Genomic DNA, 16,698 nt, shown 5'->3' with positions numbered 1-16,698 from the left:
ATGAAAAAGAATCTAAAACTTAACCTTTCTTGGCTTGCGATTATTGTGGTTCTTTTTGGAATCATTGAATTATTAACCAAAACCAATATTTTAAACCTTTACTATATCCAAATCTTAATGGGAATTGGTATTAGTATTTTGATGGGACTTGGGACTAACTTGGTGCTTGGTTTCTCAGGTCAGTTTACTCTTGGACAAGCTGGTTTCATGGCAATCGGTGCTTATGCGACAGCCATTATTACGCAGCAAAATCCAACTTATGGCGGCTTTTACTTCTCAATGCTTGTTGGGGTAGTGATTGCGGTTTTTGTCGCTCTTGTCTTTGGTGTGCCAACACTTCGTTTGAAGGGTGACTATCTTGCCATTGCAACGCTTGGTATGGCTGAAATCATCCGTATCGTTATCGTTAATGGTGGTGATTTAACAAATGGTGCGGCTGGTTTGACAGGAATTTTGCCCTATACATCATGGCCAGTTATCTTTATCTTTGTAGCAGGAATCACCGTTTTGATTTTGAATTTCTTGCGTTCATCTACTGGACGTCAAGTTATTGCTGTGCGCGAAGATGAGATTGCAGCAGAAGCAATGGGAGTTAACGTAACGAAAATGAAAGTCATGATTTTCGTTATGGGAGCAATTATTTCTGCTATTGCAGGGTCTCTTTACGTTGGTTATATCGGAACAGTTGTGCCAAAAGATTTCACTATTATGAAGTCAATTGATTATCTCATTATTGCTGTGCTTGGTGGTCTTGGTTCAATTACAGGAACTATTCTTGCTGCTATTGTTTTAGGTATTTTGAACATGTTCTTGCAAAATGTTTCAAACCTTCGTATGATTATTTACTCACTTGCTTTGATTTTAGTCATGATTTTCCGTCCAAGTGGACTTTTAGGGACAAAAGAATTTACCTTGTCTCGATTCTTTAATAAAGGCAAAGGAGGTAATCACTAATGGCATTGCTTGAAGTTAAAAATCTAACTAAAAATTTCGGTGGTTTGACAGCCGTTGGTGATGTGACAATGCACCTTGATAAAGGTGAGTTAGTTGGGCTTATCGGACCAAATGGTGCTGGTAAAACAACGCTTTTCAATCTTTTGACAGGTGTTTACGAACCAAGTGAAGGATCAGTTTCTCTTGATGGTACATTGCTAAATGGTAAGAAACCTTATAAAATTGCATCGCTTGGACTTTCACGTACTTTCCAAAACATCCGTCTCTTTAAAGATATGACAGTTTTAGAAAATGTCCTTGTCGGTATGGCTAACCAAAACAAACCATATCTTTTAGCAAGTTTTCTTCGTTTGCCTAAGTTCTATCACAGCGAAGCGAAACTTCGTCAAAAAGCAATGAATCTTCTTGCTATTTTTGACCTTGATGGGGATGCGGAAACTTTAGCCAAAAATCTTCCTTATGGTCAACAACGTCGTTTGGAAATTGTTCGTGCCCTTGCGACAGAACCTAAAATTCTTTTCTTGGATGAACCCGCAGCAGGGATGAATCCACAAGAAACGGCAGAATTGACTCAATTAATTCGTCGTATTAAGGAAGAGTTTGATATTACCATCATGCTTATCGAGCATGATATGAGTCTTGTTATGGAAGTGACTGAGCGCATTTATGTTCTTGAATATGGACGTTTAATCGCTCATGGAACACCAGATGAAATTAAAACAAATCAACGCGTCATTGAAGCATATCTTGGAGGTGAAGGGTAATGGCAATGTTAAAAGTTGATAATTTATCAGTACATTACGGCGTCATCCAAGCTGTAAAAGACGTTTCTTTTGAAGTCAATGAAGGTGAAGTTGTAACTCTTATTGGTGCCAACGGTGCTGGTAAAACATCCATTCTTCGCACAATTTCAGGCTTGGTTCGTCCAAGTGCTGGTAAAATTGAATTTCTTGGTCAAGAAATCCAAAAAGAACCAGCTCGTCGAATTGTGGCAAATGGTTTGTCTCAAGTTCCTGAAGGACGTCATGTTTTCCCTGGTTTGACTGTGCTTGAAAACCTTGAATTAGGAGCTTTCTTACGCAATGACCGTGAAGAAAATCAAAAGAACTTGAAAAAAGTCTTTGATCGTTTTCCACGTCTTGAAGAACGTAAAATGCAAGATGCTGCCACACTTTCAGGTGGTGAACAACAAATGCTTGCCATGGGGCGTGCTTTGATGAGTCAACCTAAATTGTTACTCCTTGATGAACCATCAATGGGACTAGCACCAATCTTTATCCAAGAAATTTTTGATATTATCCAAGATATTCAAAAACAAGGAACAACGGTTTTACTGATTGAACAAAATGCCAATAAAGCTCTAGCAATTGCTGACCGTGGCTATGTGTTAGAGACAGGTAAAGTTGTTCTTTCTGGAACAGGTAAAGAATTATTGGAATCTGAAGAAGTTCGTAAAGCCTATCTTGGTGGATAAGAATAGACTTTTAACGGTTCTTGATGACGGGGTGGACAGAGGTCTGCCCTGTCTTGTTTTATTCATTTTCACCTTTTTAGAAATCGTTTGCAGTTTGTGATATAATAAATGTAAGAAAAATAAGCGGAGATTAATTATGGCAGTTAAAGATTTTATGACAAGAAAAGTTGTCTACGTATCACCAGATACGACAGTCGCTCACACAGCGGATATGATGCGAGAACAAGGTTTGCGCCGCTTGCCTGTTATTGAAAATGATAGACTTGTCGGAGTTGTTACTGAGAGAACAATGGCAGAAGCGAGTCCTTCAAAAGCGACAACACTTTCTATTTATGAGATGAATTATTTGTTAAATAAAACAAAAATTCGAGATATTATGGTGCGAGATGTCATTACCGTTTCACCATATGCTAGCCTTGAAGATGCTGTCTATGCCATGATGAAGAATCAAGTCGGAATTCTCCCAGTTGTTGAGGCGGGTCAAGTTTTCGGTGTGATTACTGAAAAAGACGTATTTAAAGCCTTTCTTGAAGTTTCAGGTTACGGAGAAGAAGGGGTTCGTGTTATCATAACGGCAGATGATACTGTTGGGACTTTAGCTAAAATTGTTGACACGATTTCTGCTGATAACCTTAATATCAAGCGTACAGTAGTTGCGACACGTAGATCAGGTAAGGTAGCTATTGAGATTCAAATCGATGGCAGAGCAGATGTTACGGATTTGCGTGAAAAATTGATTAATCAAGGTATTCAAGTTGATGCAATTGAATTGACATCAGCTAAAGTGATTGATTAAGGGAATATATAGAAGCATTGCTAAGATTAGCAGTGCTTTTTTGCTTGATTTTTGATAGAATAGAAGTATAAAATCTAATTTAAGGAATTTTCATGAAAAACGGTATAATCATTACATTTGAAGGTCCAGATGGCGCTGGAAAGACAACAGTTCTAGAAAAAGTGCTTCCAGTTTTGCAAGAGAAGGGCTATGATATTGTAACCACACGTGAACCTGGTGGTGTTGAAATTGCAGAACGCATTCGTGACGTTATTTTAGATGTTAAGCACGTTGCGATGGATAGTAAGACTGAATTGTTGCTTTATATGGCAGCAAGACGTCAACACTATGTTGAAAAGGTTTTGCCAGCTTTAGAGGCTGGTAAGGTGGTCTTGATTGACCGTTTTATTGATAGCTCAGTAGCTTACCAAGGGGCTGGTCGTGGCCTTGATAAGGAAGTTATCGCTAAGTTAAATGACTTCTCAACTGACGGTAGAGAACCTGATTTGACACTCTATTTTGATGTTGAATCAGAAATTGGATTGGCTCGAATTGCTAAGAATGCTGATCGTGAAGTCAATCGTCTTGATTTGGAAAAATTAGACATGCACAAGCGTGTTAGACAAGGATATCTAGCTTTAGCTCAGACAGAAGAACGCATTGTCACTATTGATGCGTCTCGTGATCTTGATCAAGTTGTTGCAGAAGCAACACAAGTGATTCTTGAGCGATTAAGCTAAAAAAGTAAAGGAATTAAAATGGATTTAGAGTGCTTGCAACCCCAACTTTTTAAAGACTTTAATCAGATTTTAAAATCAGATAGGATGAACCACGCCTATCTTTTTTCAGGGGATTTTGCCAGCTTTGATTTTGCACTCTATCTTGCCAAAAGTCGTTTCTGTGAGAATTTGCATGACGGTAGACCCTGTGGAAAATGTCGTGAGTGTCAGTTGATTGATGACAGTGATTTCTCAGACGTTAAGGTGGTTAAGCCAACTGGTCAGATTATCAAGACAGATACGATTCGTGAGATGATGCGTGACTTTTCACGTTCTGGATTTGAAGGGAAATCACAGGTTTTCATTATTCAGGATTGCGAAAAGATGCACGTCAACGCTGCTAACAGTCTCTTGAAATTCATTGAAGAACCACAAAGTTCTTCTTACATGATTCTATTGACCAGCGATGAAAGTAAAGTCCTTCCAACGATTAAGAGTCGTACGCAGGTCTTTCGTTTCCCAAAAAATAAAAAGCTTTTGGTCGAACAAGCTGAGAAAGCTGGCATTTTAAAAACACAGGCTGATATCTTGGCAGAATTGGCTAAAACGCCAGCTCATTTAGATGAGTTGATGGCTGATAAAAAGATTTTAGAACTTCTTCAAACAAGCGAACGTTTTATCTCAATTCTCTTTAGAGATAAGGCGGCAGCTTATCTAGAAACAGGGCGTTTGGTTCAGGCAGCATTTGAAAAGTCTGAGCAAGAACTTGTTTTTCAACTGCTACCTTTGTTCTTAGCAAAGCAGTTTAATCAAAAAGAAAGTCTAACTTATTTAGAGAAAAGTTATAAGGCACAGCAGATGTGGAAAAGCAATGTTAGCTTCCAGAATGTGCTAGAATATATGGTGATTTCATGACAGAAGTATTGAGTGTAAAATACGAAGAAACAGGCAAGGTTGTCTATGTTTTGCCAAATCAAAATTATCAAGTTGGTGACTACCTAGTCGTTAAAAATAAGAAAGGGTGCCGCTTAGCCCAAGTCGTTACAGCTAATGAAGACATGGACGACATTAAATTACCTGCTGAAATGGATAAGGTTTTGCGTCAAGCTAACGATAAAGATTTTCAAGCTTACCAAGAAAATTTAACCTTAGCGATGAATTCATTTGATAAGGTTAATGAGTTGATCGAGGCTAATCAGCTTAAAATGAAAGTCATCGACATTGTCTTTCCTTTGGAAAGAAGCTATGTCTTGATTACATTTTGTGCGGAAGACCGTGTGGATTTCCGTCAACTTTTGCGTGATTTAGCGGCTCATTTTAAGACACGTATCGAACTTCGTCAAATCAATAGTCGTGAAGAAGCTCAAGTATACGGTGGCGTCGGGCCTTGCGGCCGTGCCCTTTGCTGTGCTAGTTTCTTAGGAGAATTTCCACCAGTATCAATCAAAATGGTAAAAAATCAAGGCATGTCACTTAGCACTGGTAAAACGGCTGGTATCTGTGGTCGTTTGATGTGCTGCTTGAGCTTTGAAGATGAGTTTTATAAAACCTCTAAGGAGAAATTCCCTGATTTGGGAACAGAAATTGAAACAGTTGATGGATTAGGAGTAGTTGTGGGAATCGATGTCTTTTCTGATACCGTTAAGGTAAGATTACCTGAACGACATACTCTTTTAACTTATGCTTTAGAGGAGGTCAAAGTACGTGGATAAAAAAGAATTATTTGATGCCTTTGATGGCTTTTCACAAAATTTAATGATTACCTTGGCTGAAATTGAAGCCATGAAAAAACAAGTACAATCTTTGTTAGAAGAAAATACGGCTCTTCGACTTGAGAATGACAAATTACGCACTCGTCTTTCTCAATTGGAACAAGAAGCTCCTGTAAAATCTTCTAAACAAGGTAAGAAATATATCGAAAGTATTTACCATGATGGTTTCCATATTTGTAATGACTATTACGGACAACGTCGTGAAAATGACGAAGAGTGCATGTTCTGTATGGAAGTCTTAGATAGGGAGTAGTTATCTGATATGAAAGTACAAAAAAGTTTCAAAGGTCAGAGCGACTACGGGACATTGTATCTTGTTCCAACACCAATTGGTAACTTGCAAGACATGACTTTTCGTGCTGTGGAGACCCTTAAAACAGCTGATTTTATCTGTGCGGAAGATACCAGAAATACTGGGCTATTGTTGAAACACTTTGATATTGCTGTTAAACAAATTAGTTTTCATGAGCATAATGCTTATGAAAAAATCCCAGAGTTAATCGAGCTCTTGAAAGCTGGGAAAAATTTGGCACAAGTATCAGATGCGGGGATGCCATCTATTTCTGACCCAGGACATGATTTGGTTAAAGCAGCGATTGCTGAAGATATCACTGTTGTTGCTCTTCCGGGTGCTTCAGCAGGGATTACAGCCTTGATTGCAAGTGGGCTAGCACCGCAGCCTCACATCTTTTATGGTTTCTTGCCACGAAAATCAGGACAGCAAAAAGACTTTTTTGAAAGCAAAAAAGCTTATCCTGAGACTCAAATCTTCTATGAATCACCTTATCGCGTGTCAGATACCTTGGAGAACATGTTAGCTGTCTATGGTGACAGACAAGTTGTTTTAGTCCGTGAATTGACAAAACTTTATGAAGAATACCAACGCGGCGCAATTTCAGAAATTTTGGATTACATTGCTGAAAATCCACTAAAAGGTGAATGTTTGTTAATTGTGTCTGGTCAAGATGAAGCGGCACAGGCTGAAAAAGCAGCTGAAGACTTAAATCCTGCAGAACTTGTGGCTAGCTTAGTTGAAGCTGGAGACAAACCGAACCAAGCCATTAAAAAAGTTGCCAAAACTTATGGTTTAAATCGTCAAGAAGTTTATAATGCTTATCACGGTATTTTATAAAAAATCGGGATTATTTCCCGATTTTTTAGTTTGTTTACAATTTGATGTCAGGAAATATAACACGAGTAGTTATAAAGAAAACTGACCGAAAACTAACATCTTGTGTATTTTTGGAATCTCGCTAAAAGCTTTTAAAACAGGGCTGGATAAGCATTTTTCACTAAAATTAAGCTCTGACATCTCTTGTTATAAAATTAGAAAATTTAGAAAATTTATCCAAAAACCCTTTACTTGTCTAAAAAATAGTGTTATATTATCTAACATAAAAATCTAACGCATAGTTAGAGATTTGAAATTTGGTTTTAAAACTAAAACCTTAGAAAATAAAAGGAGTTTTTGATATGGATGCAGGAAGTATTGCTTTTATGATTATCTGTGCTGGCCTAGTCTTCTTAATGACACCTGGCTTAGCCTTCTTCTACGGTGGTTTAGGAAGACGTAAAAATGTCATCAACACTATGATGATGTGTGCGATTCCTATTGCAGTTGCTTCAGTAATGTGGATGGTTTGTGGTTACTCCCTTTCATTTGGCGGGAACGGAAGTCTTATTGGTAACTTCTCTCATCTATTCTTCAAAGGTGTTAGTGAATCAGCTAGTACGCGTGGCTTAGCTATTCCAGATGCCTTGTTCGCAGCTTTCCAAATGATGTTCCCAATTATCACAGTTGCGATTTTGACAGGGGCAGCAGCAGGGCGCATGCGATTTACACCATTAGTCATTTTTGTTGTTTTCTGGTTATTGTTGGTTTACTTCCCATTTGCACATATGGTTTGGGATGAAGGACTTTTGGCTCAATGGGGTACGATTGACTTCGCCGGTGGTGATGTGGTTCACATTACTTCAGGGGTTTCTGGTTTGGTATTAGCCATTCTTCTTGGTAAACGTCGTGACTATGACCGTTTAGAATACCGTCCTCACAATGTTCCTTTTGTTTTCCTTGGTGCAGGACTTCTCTGGTTCGGTTGGTTTGGATTTAACGCAGGTTCAGCTTTAGCAGCTGATGGACTTGCTGTTCATGCTTTTGTAACTACACATATTTCAGCCGCAGCAGCAATGCTTTCTTGGTTGATTGTTGAAAAAATCTTGACTGGTAAATTCTCACTTGTTGGTGCTTCAACTGGCTTGGTTGCAGGACTTGTCGCTATCACACCGGGTGCAGGTTTCGTTTCAACTTGGAGTTCACTTTTGATTGGTCTTTGTGTAAGCCCAATTTGTTATTTCGCTATTTCAGTTCTTAAAAGCAAATTTGGTTATGATGATGCGCTTGATGCTTTTGGTTGTCATGGTATCGGTGGTATCTTTGGTGGATTGGTAACAGGACTTTTCACAACACCAGAGCTTGCTCTTGATAAACACAATATTGGTTTGATTTACGGAAATGCACATCTTTTCCTAGTAACAATCGCAGCTATTATTTTCACAATCGTCTGGTCAGCAGTCGCAACATTTGTCATTGTTAAGGTTATCTCAATCTTTACAAGTATTCGTGTTGAAGATCGTGCTGAAGCTATTGGTCTTGATGACAGCGAACATGAAGAAACAGCTTACCCAACATTTATGGGCTTGGATTCATAAGCAGCGTTTGACTTGTCGAAAATAAAAAACTGAGTTAAACTAAGTTACAATAGAGACGTTTAGAAAGGGTGTACATTATGAAAAAAATCGAGGCTATTATTCGTCCAGATCGCTTGGAAGATCTGAAAGACGCCTTATCAAAGGCTGGTTTTACAAAAGGAATGACTGTCAGCCAAGTTTTAGGATATGGTAACCAACGTGGTTTTGCAGAATATGTTCGTGGTCAAAAGATTGTCCCAACCTTGCTTGCAAAAGTCAAAGTTGAAATTGTTACCCATGATGCAGCGGTTGACGAAATTGTAGATATTATCTGCAAAGCTGTTCACACTGGAGAAGTCGGAGATGGGAAAATCTTCATTCTTCCTATCGAAGAAGTCATCCGTATTCGTACAGGTGAACGTGGAGGAGACGCCGTTTAGGTGACAAAGATATCTCCAAAGTTAACATAAATGTGATGGAAAATCCGAGTTCAGATGAACTCGGATTTTTTGGTATTGAAAAAGCACCTTGCCATCGCAAAGTGCTATAGGGTTATTAACAAATCTTAGTTCCGTGTGCAGCTTGGGCACCAGTTTTTTCAATTAATTCTTGGTAATTGTCAGCTGTGACACCACCACCAATCATGATTTCAATGCGCCCGTTAGCGTAATCAACCAGTTCTTTAAGATGGTCAACATTTTCAAAAATATCGTTATTTTCTGAAGAACCGTGTGTCAAGATACGCACAAAACCAAGCTCAACAAGCTGGTCGATAGCTTCTTTTTGATCAGCAAGAGGAATTTGGTCAAATGCCATATGAAAGACTAGTGGCAAGCCTTGAGTTGATGGAAGAAGTTGTTCAATCCCTTCAACATCAATGTGGTTATCTTCAGTTAAAAGCCCAAGGACTAAGTTGTCACTTTCTAATTCTGCTGCACGAAGAATATCATCTTCCATGATTCGAAGTTCGCTATCATTGTAGACGAAGTTACCACCACGTGGGCGAATCATTGTAGCAAGTGAGATTTCTTTTTCGTGAAGATAGCGCGCAGCTTCTTTGATGACACCGTATGAAGGAGTTGTCCCACCAACGGCTAAATTGTCACAAAGTTCAACGCGTTTAACAGATGAGTCAAGTTGGCTGAGCAAAGTTGTGTTTTCAGCACAAAATTCTTTGATAATCATTTTTTCTCCTTAATGTTTGCTATTTACTATTATAACATGGTTATTCATAAATATTTTGGATAAAAATCCGTAAAAATCTTTACAAAATTCAGAAAATTGTGATATAATTTATACCATTATACGGAGGTATTTTTATGACAATTTACAATTTCTCTGCAGGTCCTGCAGTGTTACCAAAACCAGTGCTTGAACAAGCACAGCGTGAAATGCTTGACTACCAAGGTAGCGGCATGAGTGTTTTAGAAATGTCCCACCGTTCCAAAGAGTTTGATAATATCATTAAAGAAGCTGAAAAATTATTGCGTGAATTGATGGCAATTCCCGATAATTACAAAGTAATGTTCCTTCAAGGCGGAGCATCTACACAATTCACTATGCTTCCTTTGAACCTAGCTAAGGGACGTAAGGCATATTATCTAGTTGGTGGATCATGGGGTAAAAAAGCTTATGCTGAAGCTGTTAAATTGTCCAAATCCGTTCCTTTTGAACCCTTGCTCCTAGCCTCGTCAGAAGATACTGTATACGATCATATTCCTACATTTGATCCAAAAGATATTGACCCTGAAGCTGCATACGTTCACATCACAACAAATAACACCATCGAAGGAACTTCTATTTATGATCTTCCTGATACAAATGGTGTGCCAATTGTAGCGGACATGTCTTCAAATATTTTAGCGGTTCGCTACAATGTTGAAGATTTTGCATTGATTTATGCAGGTGCTCAAAAAAATATTGGTCCTGCTGGTGTGACTGTTGTTATTGTTCGTGAAGATTTCTTGAACGATGAACCAACCCTTTCTGCTATGCTTGATTATCGTATCCAAGCTGAAGCGGGCTCTCTTTACAACACACCACCTGCATACAGTATTTACATTGCAAAACTTGTCTTTGAATGGGTAAAAGCTTTCGGTGGTGTTGATAAGATGGAAGCTGCTAACCGTGAAAAATCAGGACTTTTGTATGATTTCATCGATCAATCTGATTTCTACACAAACCCTGTTAAGAATCCAGCAGAACGTTCAGTAGCCAATATTCCATTTGTGACACCAAGTAAAGAACTTGATGCTAAGTTTGTTGCAGAAGCAACACCACTTGGTTTTAAGAATATTAAAGGTCACCGTTCAGTTGGTGGTATGCGTGCAAGTCTTTACAACGCCTTCCCACGTCAAGGTGTGCTTGATTTGATCGAATTCATGAAAAAATTTGAAGCAGAAAACAAATAAGGCTTTCTGTCAATGATTCTGATTAGGAATAAACAAGATTTTTCTTTTATAGCGATATAAGCCATTTGAGTCTGAGATTTTATCCCAGGCTCTTGGTGTAAAGGGGTAATTATGGTATACAGTGTTAAAACATTTAATAATATTAATCAAGTCGGTCTTAAAGAATTAGGAAATCAGTTTCAAGTTGATGGGGATTTAGCAGAAAATCCTGACGCTTTTATTCTTCGTAGTCAAAATCTTCACGGCGTTGAATTTCCTGAAAATCTAAAAGCAATTGCCCGCGCTGGTGCAGGGACAAATAACATTCCAATTGCTGACGCAACAGCAGCAGGGATTGTGGTATTCAATACACCAGGTGCTAATGCTAATGCGGTTAAAGAAGCAGTTCTTGCCTCTATTTTAATGTCAGCGCGTGATTACATCGCAGCTAACGCTTGGGTCAATACTCTTTCAGGTGATGACGTTCCAAAACAAGTCGAAGCTGGCAAAAAACAATTTGCAGGGAATGAAATTTCTGGTAAAACGCTTGGCGTCATCGGACTTGGTGCTATTGGTGGACGCATTGCCAACTACGCCCAACGCCTTGGGATGAATGTTTTGGGTTACGACCCATATGTTTCTATTGAAACAGCTTGGAATATCTCTCACCATGTCAAACGTGTAGATGATGTCAAAGAGATTTTTGCAAATTGTGACTACATCACTGTTCACGTGCCATTGACAGATGAAACACGAAATACATTTGATAGCGAAGCATTTGGTTTGATGCAAAAAGGAACTGTTGTTATCAACTTTGCGCGTGGTGAGTTGGTTGATAATGCAGCGCTTTTTGAAGCTATCGAAGCTGGTGTTGTCAAACGTTACATTACAGACTTCGGAACTGAAGAATTGCTTAACAAAGATAAAATCACTGTCTTCCCTCACGTGGGTGGTTCAACAGCTGAAGCTGAACTTAATTGTGCTATCATGGCTGGTAAGACAATTCGTCAATTTATGGAAACTGGTGAAATTACGAACTCAGTTAACTTCCCTAATGTTCACCAAGCTTTGACAGCGCCATATCGTATTACATTGATTAACAAAAACGTGCCAAATATCGTGGCAAAAATTTCAACAGCTGTCTCTGAATTAGGTATTAATATCGATAACATCATCAATCGCTCAAAAGGTGATTATGCTTATACTTTGCTTGATCTTGATGAAACAGACAAAGCTAAAGTTGATCATTTAGTAGCCAACTTTGAAGCAAGCGATAATATCATTCGTGTTCGTTTGATTGCTAAGAAATAATAAAGATGAGCTGAGATTAAATCTCGGCTCTTTTTGTCTTTATTTGATATAATGAGGAAAATGATTTCTTGTTAGCAAAGGAGCAGAAGATGTTTACTTTTTACGAATATCCAAAATGTAGCACATGCCGTCGTGCTAAGGCAGAATTGAAAGAATTAGGGGCTGATTTTGAAGCGATTGATATTACGCTAGATACGCCAAAGACTAATCAAATTAAGTCATGGATTGAAAATTCTTCTTTTACAATCAAAAACTTTTTCAACACTAGCGGTCAAGCTTATCGTGCACTTGGCTTGAAAGACAAGGTTGATGGCTTAACGGTTGATGAAGCTGCTGACTTACTTGCTTCTGACGGTATGTTGATTAAGCGTCCTGTTTTGATTAAAGATGGTAAAGTGGTGCAACTTGGTCACCGAAAATCATACGCAGAATTATTGAAAAACTAAGAATGATTTCCTGAGTTTGACTCAGGATTTTTTTTAGTTTTGCAGTCCTTAAAAAATCAGAATATTTAATAGTTCTATCTTATTTCATGATATTTTTTGCTATAATAGTTCCATATCACACGATTTGAGGAGTTTTATGGTAAAGGAGTTGAGAGATGTTTAGGATAAGTAAGAAAGTTTGGCTGAGAATATCCTTGCTGATATTTTTAGTGATTGGGGCGTATTATTTTGCTTTTACAAGCCATCACCATTATCTGGGAGTTGAAGCTGATTTTAAGAATGGTAATTGGCGAGTTACAGATATTCACAATGGCGGCTTAGCCAAGGAAACAGAACTTTCTGAAGGAGATCTTCTTTTAAAAATTGATCAGCAAGAGAGTCAAAAAAACGTTTTGCTGAATAAATGGCTGATTGTTGAACAGGCAAAATCTGTCCTTGTCGAGCGTAATCATCAGGAAAAACGGATTGTTTTTAAGGGAAATCAGTCATTTAAATCTTTGTTTCTTATTTTTGAGGCGATAGCCTTTGTGTTGTTAGTTTGGGCGATTTTACCTTTAAAAAAAGACAAGACGAGTCGGTCAAGTAAGCGATATAGCTTGTTTTTAATTGCGACAGCATTTTTTCTTAGTTCCCTGATACCTTCGAGTATGGGAGATACTTTAGGACGCTTATTTGTGGTTTTGTATATCACCTTGCTTCCTTTTTTCATTGATGTTTTTTGGCGAGCAAGTATTCTTAAAGAAGCGGCAACAAAATTGTCTTCGTTTTCAAGGATTGTTATGGGTTATTCTTTGGTGACCGTTTTGATTTTCATTTTGGTCCAAGAGTTCTCACTTCCTTTGATTTTTGTAAAATACTTATCTGGTGGTATTTTTTATGTCAGCTTCTCGTTTTTGTTGATACTAGCTGCCCTTTCTTTGGTAAAGGATTATTCATCATTTCTTTTGCAGAAGGGTAATTTAATTTTATTGACGCTGCTTAGTTTGATTCCTTTATTTATTGGTTATGTTTTTCCTTTACCTTATGATCTTCCGTTTTCGTGCACGATTCCTCTGTTATTTCTTCCGATTACGGGAGCGGTGAATCATTTAATTGTCAATCGTTTAACGGTGACGAGAACGTACTTGCCCTTACCTGTGGTTTACGTTTTGGAAGCCATCGTGTCAACTTTTGTCATGATTTCATTTGCAGTGATGATGAAATTCATGCCGATATGGTTTGTGGCGATTTATTGTTTCTTGTTTATTTTGTGTTCTTTGCCGATTATCAAGGATTTTATGGACATGGCAAAGCAGCTAAATTATCGTCTGGATGGGCAAACAATTTTTTCTGCCGTTGAGATGGAACGTGAGGACATTGCCATCACTATTCATGACACAATCATTCAAGAGGTGATTTACCATAAAAAACAAATTGAGTCTGCAGGAGACGTCGACAAAAGTGAGGTCTTGAATACTTTGGATGATGTTGTTTTTGAACTGCGTGAGCTGTGCTCTAACATTTATCCTTTGATGATTAAGGAACTTGGCTTGAAAAATGCTATTTTGGAACTCTTGAATAAGTTTCAGAAAGAAGAACCAGTAACGATTGAACATGAGATGGCTTTTGACAGTTATCATTTTGAAAGTCGAGTGAGTAATTTTATTTTACGCTCGATAAAGGAATTGATTACCAATAGTATTTTGCACGGTAATGCTAAGCAGATTAAGTTAGCTATATTTGAGTCTAACAATCAGCTTGTGGTTGAAGTTTCTGATGATGGTAAGTTTGTTGAACGGCCAGATGACCACAAGAGCCATTTTGGACTTAATGTGATTGCTGAAAAATTAGCACTTCTAGGTGGTGAATTGCAAATTGAAAAGTCACCAACCAAAATAAGAATGCTATTGCCGAAAGGAGATAAGAATGATAAAAATAGCAGTGATTGATGACCACGAGTTGGTTTTACAAGGCATTTGTACACAATTATCTCAAGAAGAAAAATTTGACATTGTCGGTGCATTTACAGAAGTTGAAGAGTTGAAACTCTGTTTGTTGTGTAAAAAAGTGGATGTTCTAATCATGGATTTGATGTTGAAAGATATTCATGGTTTTGAGTTGATTGAACAATTAAAGCAAATGTACATTGATTTTCCAAAGATTATTCTCATTTCAGGATTTTATGAGCCTATGTTGCACAAGCGTGCCAATGAACTTGGTGTCAAAGCTTTTTTGCCAAAAGAGACATCTTGTACGGAATTAACGAGTACTATTATCAATGTCGCTAATGGGAATTGTGTCATTCCAGATAGTCTTTTAGAAGGTCAGAAAAAGCAATTGTTGACAGAGGTTGAATTGAGTATTTTACGCTTGATTGCTGAAGAATATTCTAATGCTCGAATTGCTAAAGAATTATTTATCAGCAGACGAACGGTCGATACCCATGTGACAAATATTTGCACGAAATTAAACGTTACAGGGCGAGTAGGTGCTGTACGAGAAGCTGTCAAATTAAAATTAGTCTAATTTTGAACCAAAAAGGTAAACAGATATTCGTAAATTACGGATGTCTGTTTTTTTGCGCTTTTGTATGATTGAAAGGTAAGGAAAAATGGAAAAGGAGACTATGGATGATTTGATGCGATATAAGGTAATGAAAGGAATTTGACTTAAGTGTTTTTTATTATGTTTATCATGATATTAGTTTAATGGGAAAATGAACAAATGTACAAAAGGGAAATCAGACTGGTTATTTCGGGAACATATTCAACTGGGAAAACGACAACAGCAACGGCATTGTCAATTGCAACTGGGATACCTTTGATTAATGCGCTGTCTGCTCGTGAAATTTTAACTGAAATTTATCCAGGTAGGAGATTTCAAGACATGAATGCTACTGAGCTCATGACTTTGGGATTAAAGAGATTTGAGGAGAGAATAAGAGAAGAGGCAATTCTGTACAAAGAAAATTCTAGCTTTATTTCAGATGGTTCGGTACTAAACGAATGGATTTACGGAACGGTTCGATTAAAAATAGGATTGAATCCTGGGTCAAGTTTCATCCATAGATTATCAAAAGCGATTTTAGGAATTCCTGGGAAAAGTTTCTATCGCAAATACATGGATGCTTATGGTCAAGTCGCGAAAATGCATTCGAAAATGTGGTATACCGATGTGGTGCATTTACCAGTAGAGTTTGCTATGGACCCAGATGGTCATCGACCAGTATCAGAAAAATACCGAACGTTATCTGATCTTGAAATTCAAGAAGGGTTTGCTGCAATTGGCAAACAACCTGAGCTAGTAACAGGCAGCCAAGAAGAACGCTTGGAAAAAATTATCAAACACTACGACCTGCCAATCGTAGTTCCAATTAAAGAAGCTGTTGCTAAAGCAGAGGAGATTATTGCAAGCAACAGAGAAGCGGTGTCAAAACGCATTATTGAACAATATAAGGAACCGTCATTAAAGGAAAAAGTTAAGTTTTTAACAGAATTTTAGGAGATAAGATGATTACATTTCAAAATATTAGTAAGATTTATCAAGTTGGAGACCAAGAAGTTAAGGCTTTGGATGATGTATCATTTTCAATTGAAAAAGGGAAGTTTACCATTATTTTAGGACCTTCTGGTTCAGGGAAAAGTACCATGTTAAATCTACTTGGTGGTATGGATCAAGCAACGAGTGGTAAGTTTTTATTTGAAGATACTGATGTGACGGGACTTAGTGACAAAGATTTATCAAAATACCGCAAGGATGTTGTTGGCTTTGTCTTTCAATTTTATAACCTTGTTCCAAGTTTAACGGCTTTGGAAAATATTAGCATCGCAGCTCAGTTGACTAAAAATGCAAAGCAATCCGAACAATATTTGGAAAAAGTTGGCCTTAGTCATCGTAAAAATAACTTTCCAAATCAGTTATCTGGTGGTGAAATGCAGCGCGTGTCAATCGCAAGAGCTTTAGCTAAAAAGCCAAAACTTTTGCTTTGTGATGAACCGACAGGAGCTTTGGATTCGAAAACTGGTCAGAAAATCATTGAACTCTTGAAGGAAACATCTGCTGATAAAGATGTGGCAGTTGTGATGGTAACACACAATGCAGAATTTGAAAAATATGCAGATAAAGTCATCTATTTAAAAGATGGTAAAATTGATGCTATTGTTAACAAAGATGCTCAAAATGGATAGATT

At 37.8% G+C, this 16,698-nt stretch carries 19 protein-coding genes; 18 read left to right on the top strand and 1 reads right to left on the bottom strand.

Annotated elements, in window-relative coordinates; translation table 11 throughout:
• The 11 genes from BLR83_RS05485 (at window position 1) to BLR83_RS05435 (ending at window position 8,822) form a co-directional block, all read left to right on the top strand.
• The gene (locus tag BLR83_RS05485; RefSeq protein ID WP_074560769.1) at window positions 1–954 is read left to right on the top strand and encodes a branched-chain amino acid ABC transporter permease; all 954 of its coding nucleotides are present in this window, start codon (window positions 1–3) and stop codon (window positions 952–954) included.
• Window positions 954–1,718, top strand: a complete 765-nt coding sequence (locus BLR83_RS05480) for an ABC transporter ATP-binding protein (protein WP_074560768.1) — start codon at window positions 954–956, stop codon at window positions 1,716–1,718. The genes BLR83_RS05485 and BLR83_RS05480 overlap by 1 nt, the downstream gene beginning before the upstream one ends.
• Window positions 1,718–2,428: an ABC transporter ATP-binding protein gene (locus tag BLR83_RS05475; protein ID WP_074560767.1), complete on the top strand. Its 711-nt coding sequence runs from the start codon at window positions 1,718–1,720 to the stop codon at window positions 2,426–2,428. Before BLR83_RS05480 ends, BLR83_RS05475 begins: the two co-directional genes overlap by 1 nt.
• Before the next feature lie 136 nt (window positions 2,429–2,564).
• On the top strand, window positions 2,565–3,224 hold the full coding sequence (locus BLR83_RS05470) for a CBS domain-containing protein (RefSeq protein WP_074560766.1): 660 nt from the start codon (window positions 2,565–2,567) through the stop codon (window positions 3,222–3,224).
• Window positions 3,225–3,316: 92 nt separating this feature from the next.
• On the top strand, window positions 3,317–3,943 hold the full coding sequence (gene tmk, locus BLR83_RS05465) for a dTMP kinase (RefSeq protein ID WP_074560765.1): 627 nt from the start codon (window positions 3,317–3,319) through the stop codon (window positions 3,941–3,943).
• A gap of 18 nt (window positions 3,944–3,961) precedes the next feature.
• Window positions 3,962–4,837 (top strand): DNA polymerase III subunit delta', encoded by an 876-nt coding sequence (locus BLR83_RS05460; RefSeq protein ID WP_074560764.1) that lies wholly within the window; start codon window positions 3,962–3,964, stop codon window positions 4,835–4,837.
• The gene (locus BLR83_RS05455; RefSeq protein WP_074560763.1) at window positions 4,834–5,634 is read left to right on the top strand and encodes a PSP1 domain-containing protein; all 801 of its coding nucleotides are present in this window, start codon (window positions 4,834–4,836) and stop codon (window positions 5,632–5,634) included. Before BLR83_RS05460 ends, BLR83_RS05455 begins: the two co-directional genes overlap by 4 nt.
• Window positions 5,627–5,947, top strand: a complete 321-nt coding sequence (gene yabA, locus BLR83_RS05450) for a DNA replication initiation control protein YabA (RefSeq protein ID WP_039696433.1) — start codon at window positions 5,627–5,629, stop codon at window positions 5,945–5,947. Before BLR83_RS05455 ends, yabA begins: the two co-directional genes overlap by 8 nt.
• A gap of 9 nt (window positions 5,948–5,956) precedes the next feature.
• Entirely contained in the window at window positions 5,957–6,826 is an 870-nt protein-coding gene (rsmI, locus tag BLR83_RS05445) for a 16S rRNA (cytidine(1402)-2'-O)-methyltransferase (protein WP_074560762.1), read from the top strand.
• 341 nt (window positions 6,827–7,167) lie between these two features.
• On the top strand, window positions 7,168–8,403 hold the full coding sequence (locus tag BLR83_RS05440; protein ID WP_074560761.1) for an ammonium transporter: 1,236 nt from the start codon (window positions 7,168–7,170) through the stop codon (window positions 8,401–8,403).
• 77 nt (window positions 8,404–8,480) lie between these two features.
• Window positions 8,481–8,822 (top strand): P-II family nitrogen regulator, encoded by a 342-nt coding sequence (locus BLR83_RS05435; RefSeq protein WP_039696436.1) that lies wholly within the window; start codon window positions 8,481–8,483, stop codon window positions 8,820–8,822.
• A gap of 115 nt (window positions 8,823–8,937) precedes the next feature.
• Here BLR83_RS05435 and BLR83_RS05430 read toward each other — a convergent pair whose 3' ends face one another.
• A complete protein-coding gene (locus BLR83_RS05430; protein WP_074560760.1) occupies window positions 8,938–9,567 on the bottom strand; it encodes a copper homeostasis protein CutC in 630 nt (209 codons plus the stop codon).
• A 134-nt stretch (window positions 9,568–9,701) separates the two neighbouring features.
• Between BLR83_RS05430 and serC the strand changes: the two genes are divergently transcribed.
• The 7 genes from serC to BLR83_RS05395 all read left to right on the top strand — a co-directional run bounded on the left by serC (window position 9,702) and on the right by BLR83_RS05395 (window position 16,695).
• Entirely contained in the window at window positions 9,702–10,793 is a 1,092-nt protein-coding gene (serC, locus tag BLR83_RS05425; protein WP_039696452.1) for a 3-phosphoserine/phosphohydroxythreonine transaminase, read from the top strand.
• Window positions 10,794–10,904: 111 nt separating this feature from the next.
• Window positions 10,905–12,083: a phosphoglycerate dehydrogenase gene (locus BLR83_RS05420; protein ID WP_074560759.1), complete on the top strand. Its 1,179-nt coding sequence runs from the start codon at window positions 10,905–10,907 to the stop codon at window positions 12,081–12,083.
• 89 nt (window positions 12,084–12,172) lie between these two features.
• A complete protein-coding gene (locus tag BLR83_RS05415) occupies window positions 12,173–12,529 on the top strand; it encodes an arsenate reductase family protein (RefSeq protein WP_074560758.1) in 357 nt (118 codons plus the stop codon).
• Between the two features lie 194 nt (window positions 12,530–12,723).
• Entirely contained in the window at window positions 12,724–14,457 is a 1,734-nt protein-coding gene (locus BLR83_RS05410) for a sensor histidine kinase (protein WP_142349917.1), read from the top strand.
• Window positions 14,435–15,034, top strand: a complete 600-nt coding sequence (locus BLR83_RS05405; RefSeq protein ID WP_074560756.1) for a response regulator transcription factor — start codon at window positions 14,435–14,437, stop codon at window positions 15,032–15,034. Before BLR83_RS05410 ends, BLR83_RS05405 begins: the two co-directional genes overlap by 23 nt.
• A 198-nt stretch (window positions 15,035–15,232) precedes the next feature.
• Window positions 15,233–16,009: an AAA family ATPase gene (locus BLR83_RS05400; RefSeq protein ID WP_074560755.1), complete on the top strand. Its 777-nt coding sequence runs from the start codon at window positions 15,233–15,235 to the stop codon at window positions 16,007–16,009.
• Window positions 16,010–16,017: 8 nt separating this feature from the next.
• Window positions 16,018–16,695, top strand: a complete 678-nt coding sequence (locus tag BLR83_RS05395) for an ABC transporter ATP-binding protein (RefSeq protein WP_039696459.1) — start codon at window positions 16,018–16,020, stop codon at window positions 16,693–16,695.
• The last annotated feature ends 3 nt before the right edge of the window (window positions 16,696–16,698 follow it).

The sequence above is a fragment of the Streptococcus equinus genome (genome assembly GCF_900101445.1).
Classification (GTDB): Bacteria; Bacillota; Bacilli; order Lactobacillales; family Streptococcaceae; genus Streptococcus; species Streptococcus equinus_B.
This window is presented reverse-complemented; position numbering and strand designations above follow the sequence as displayed.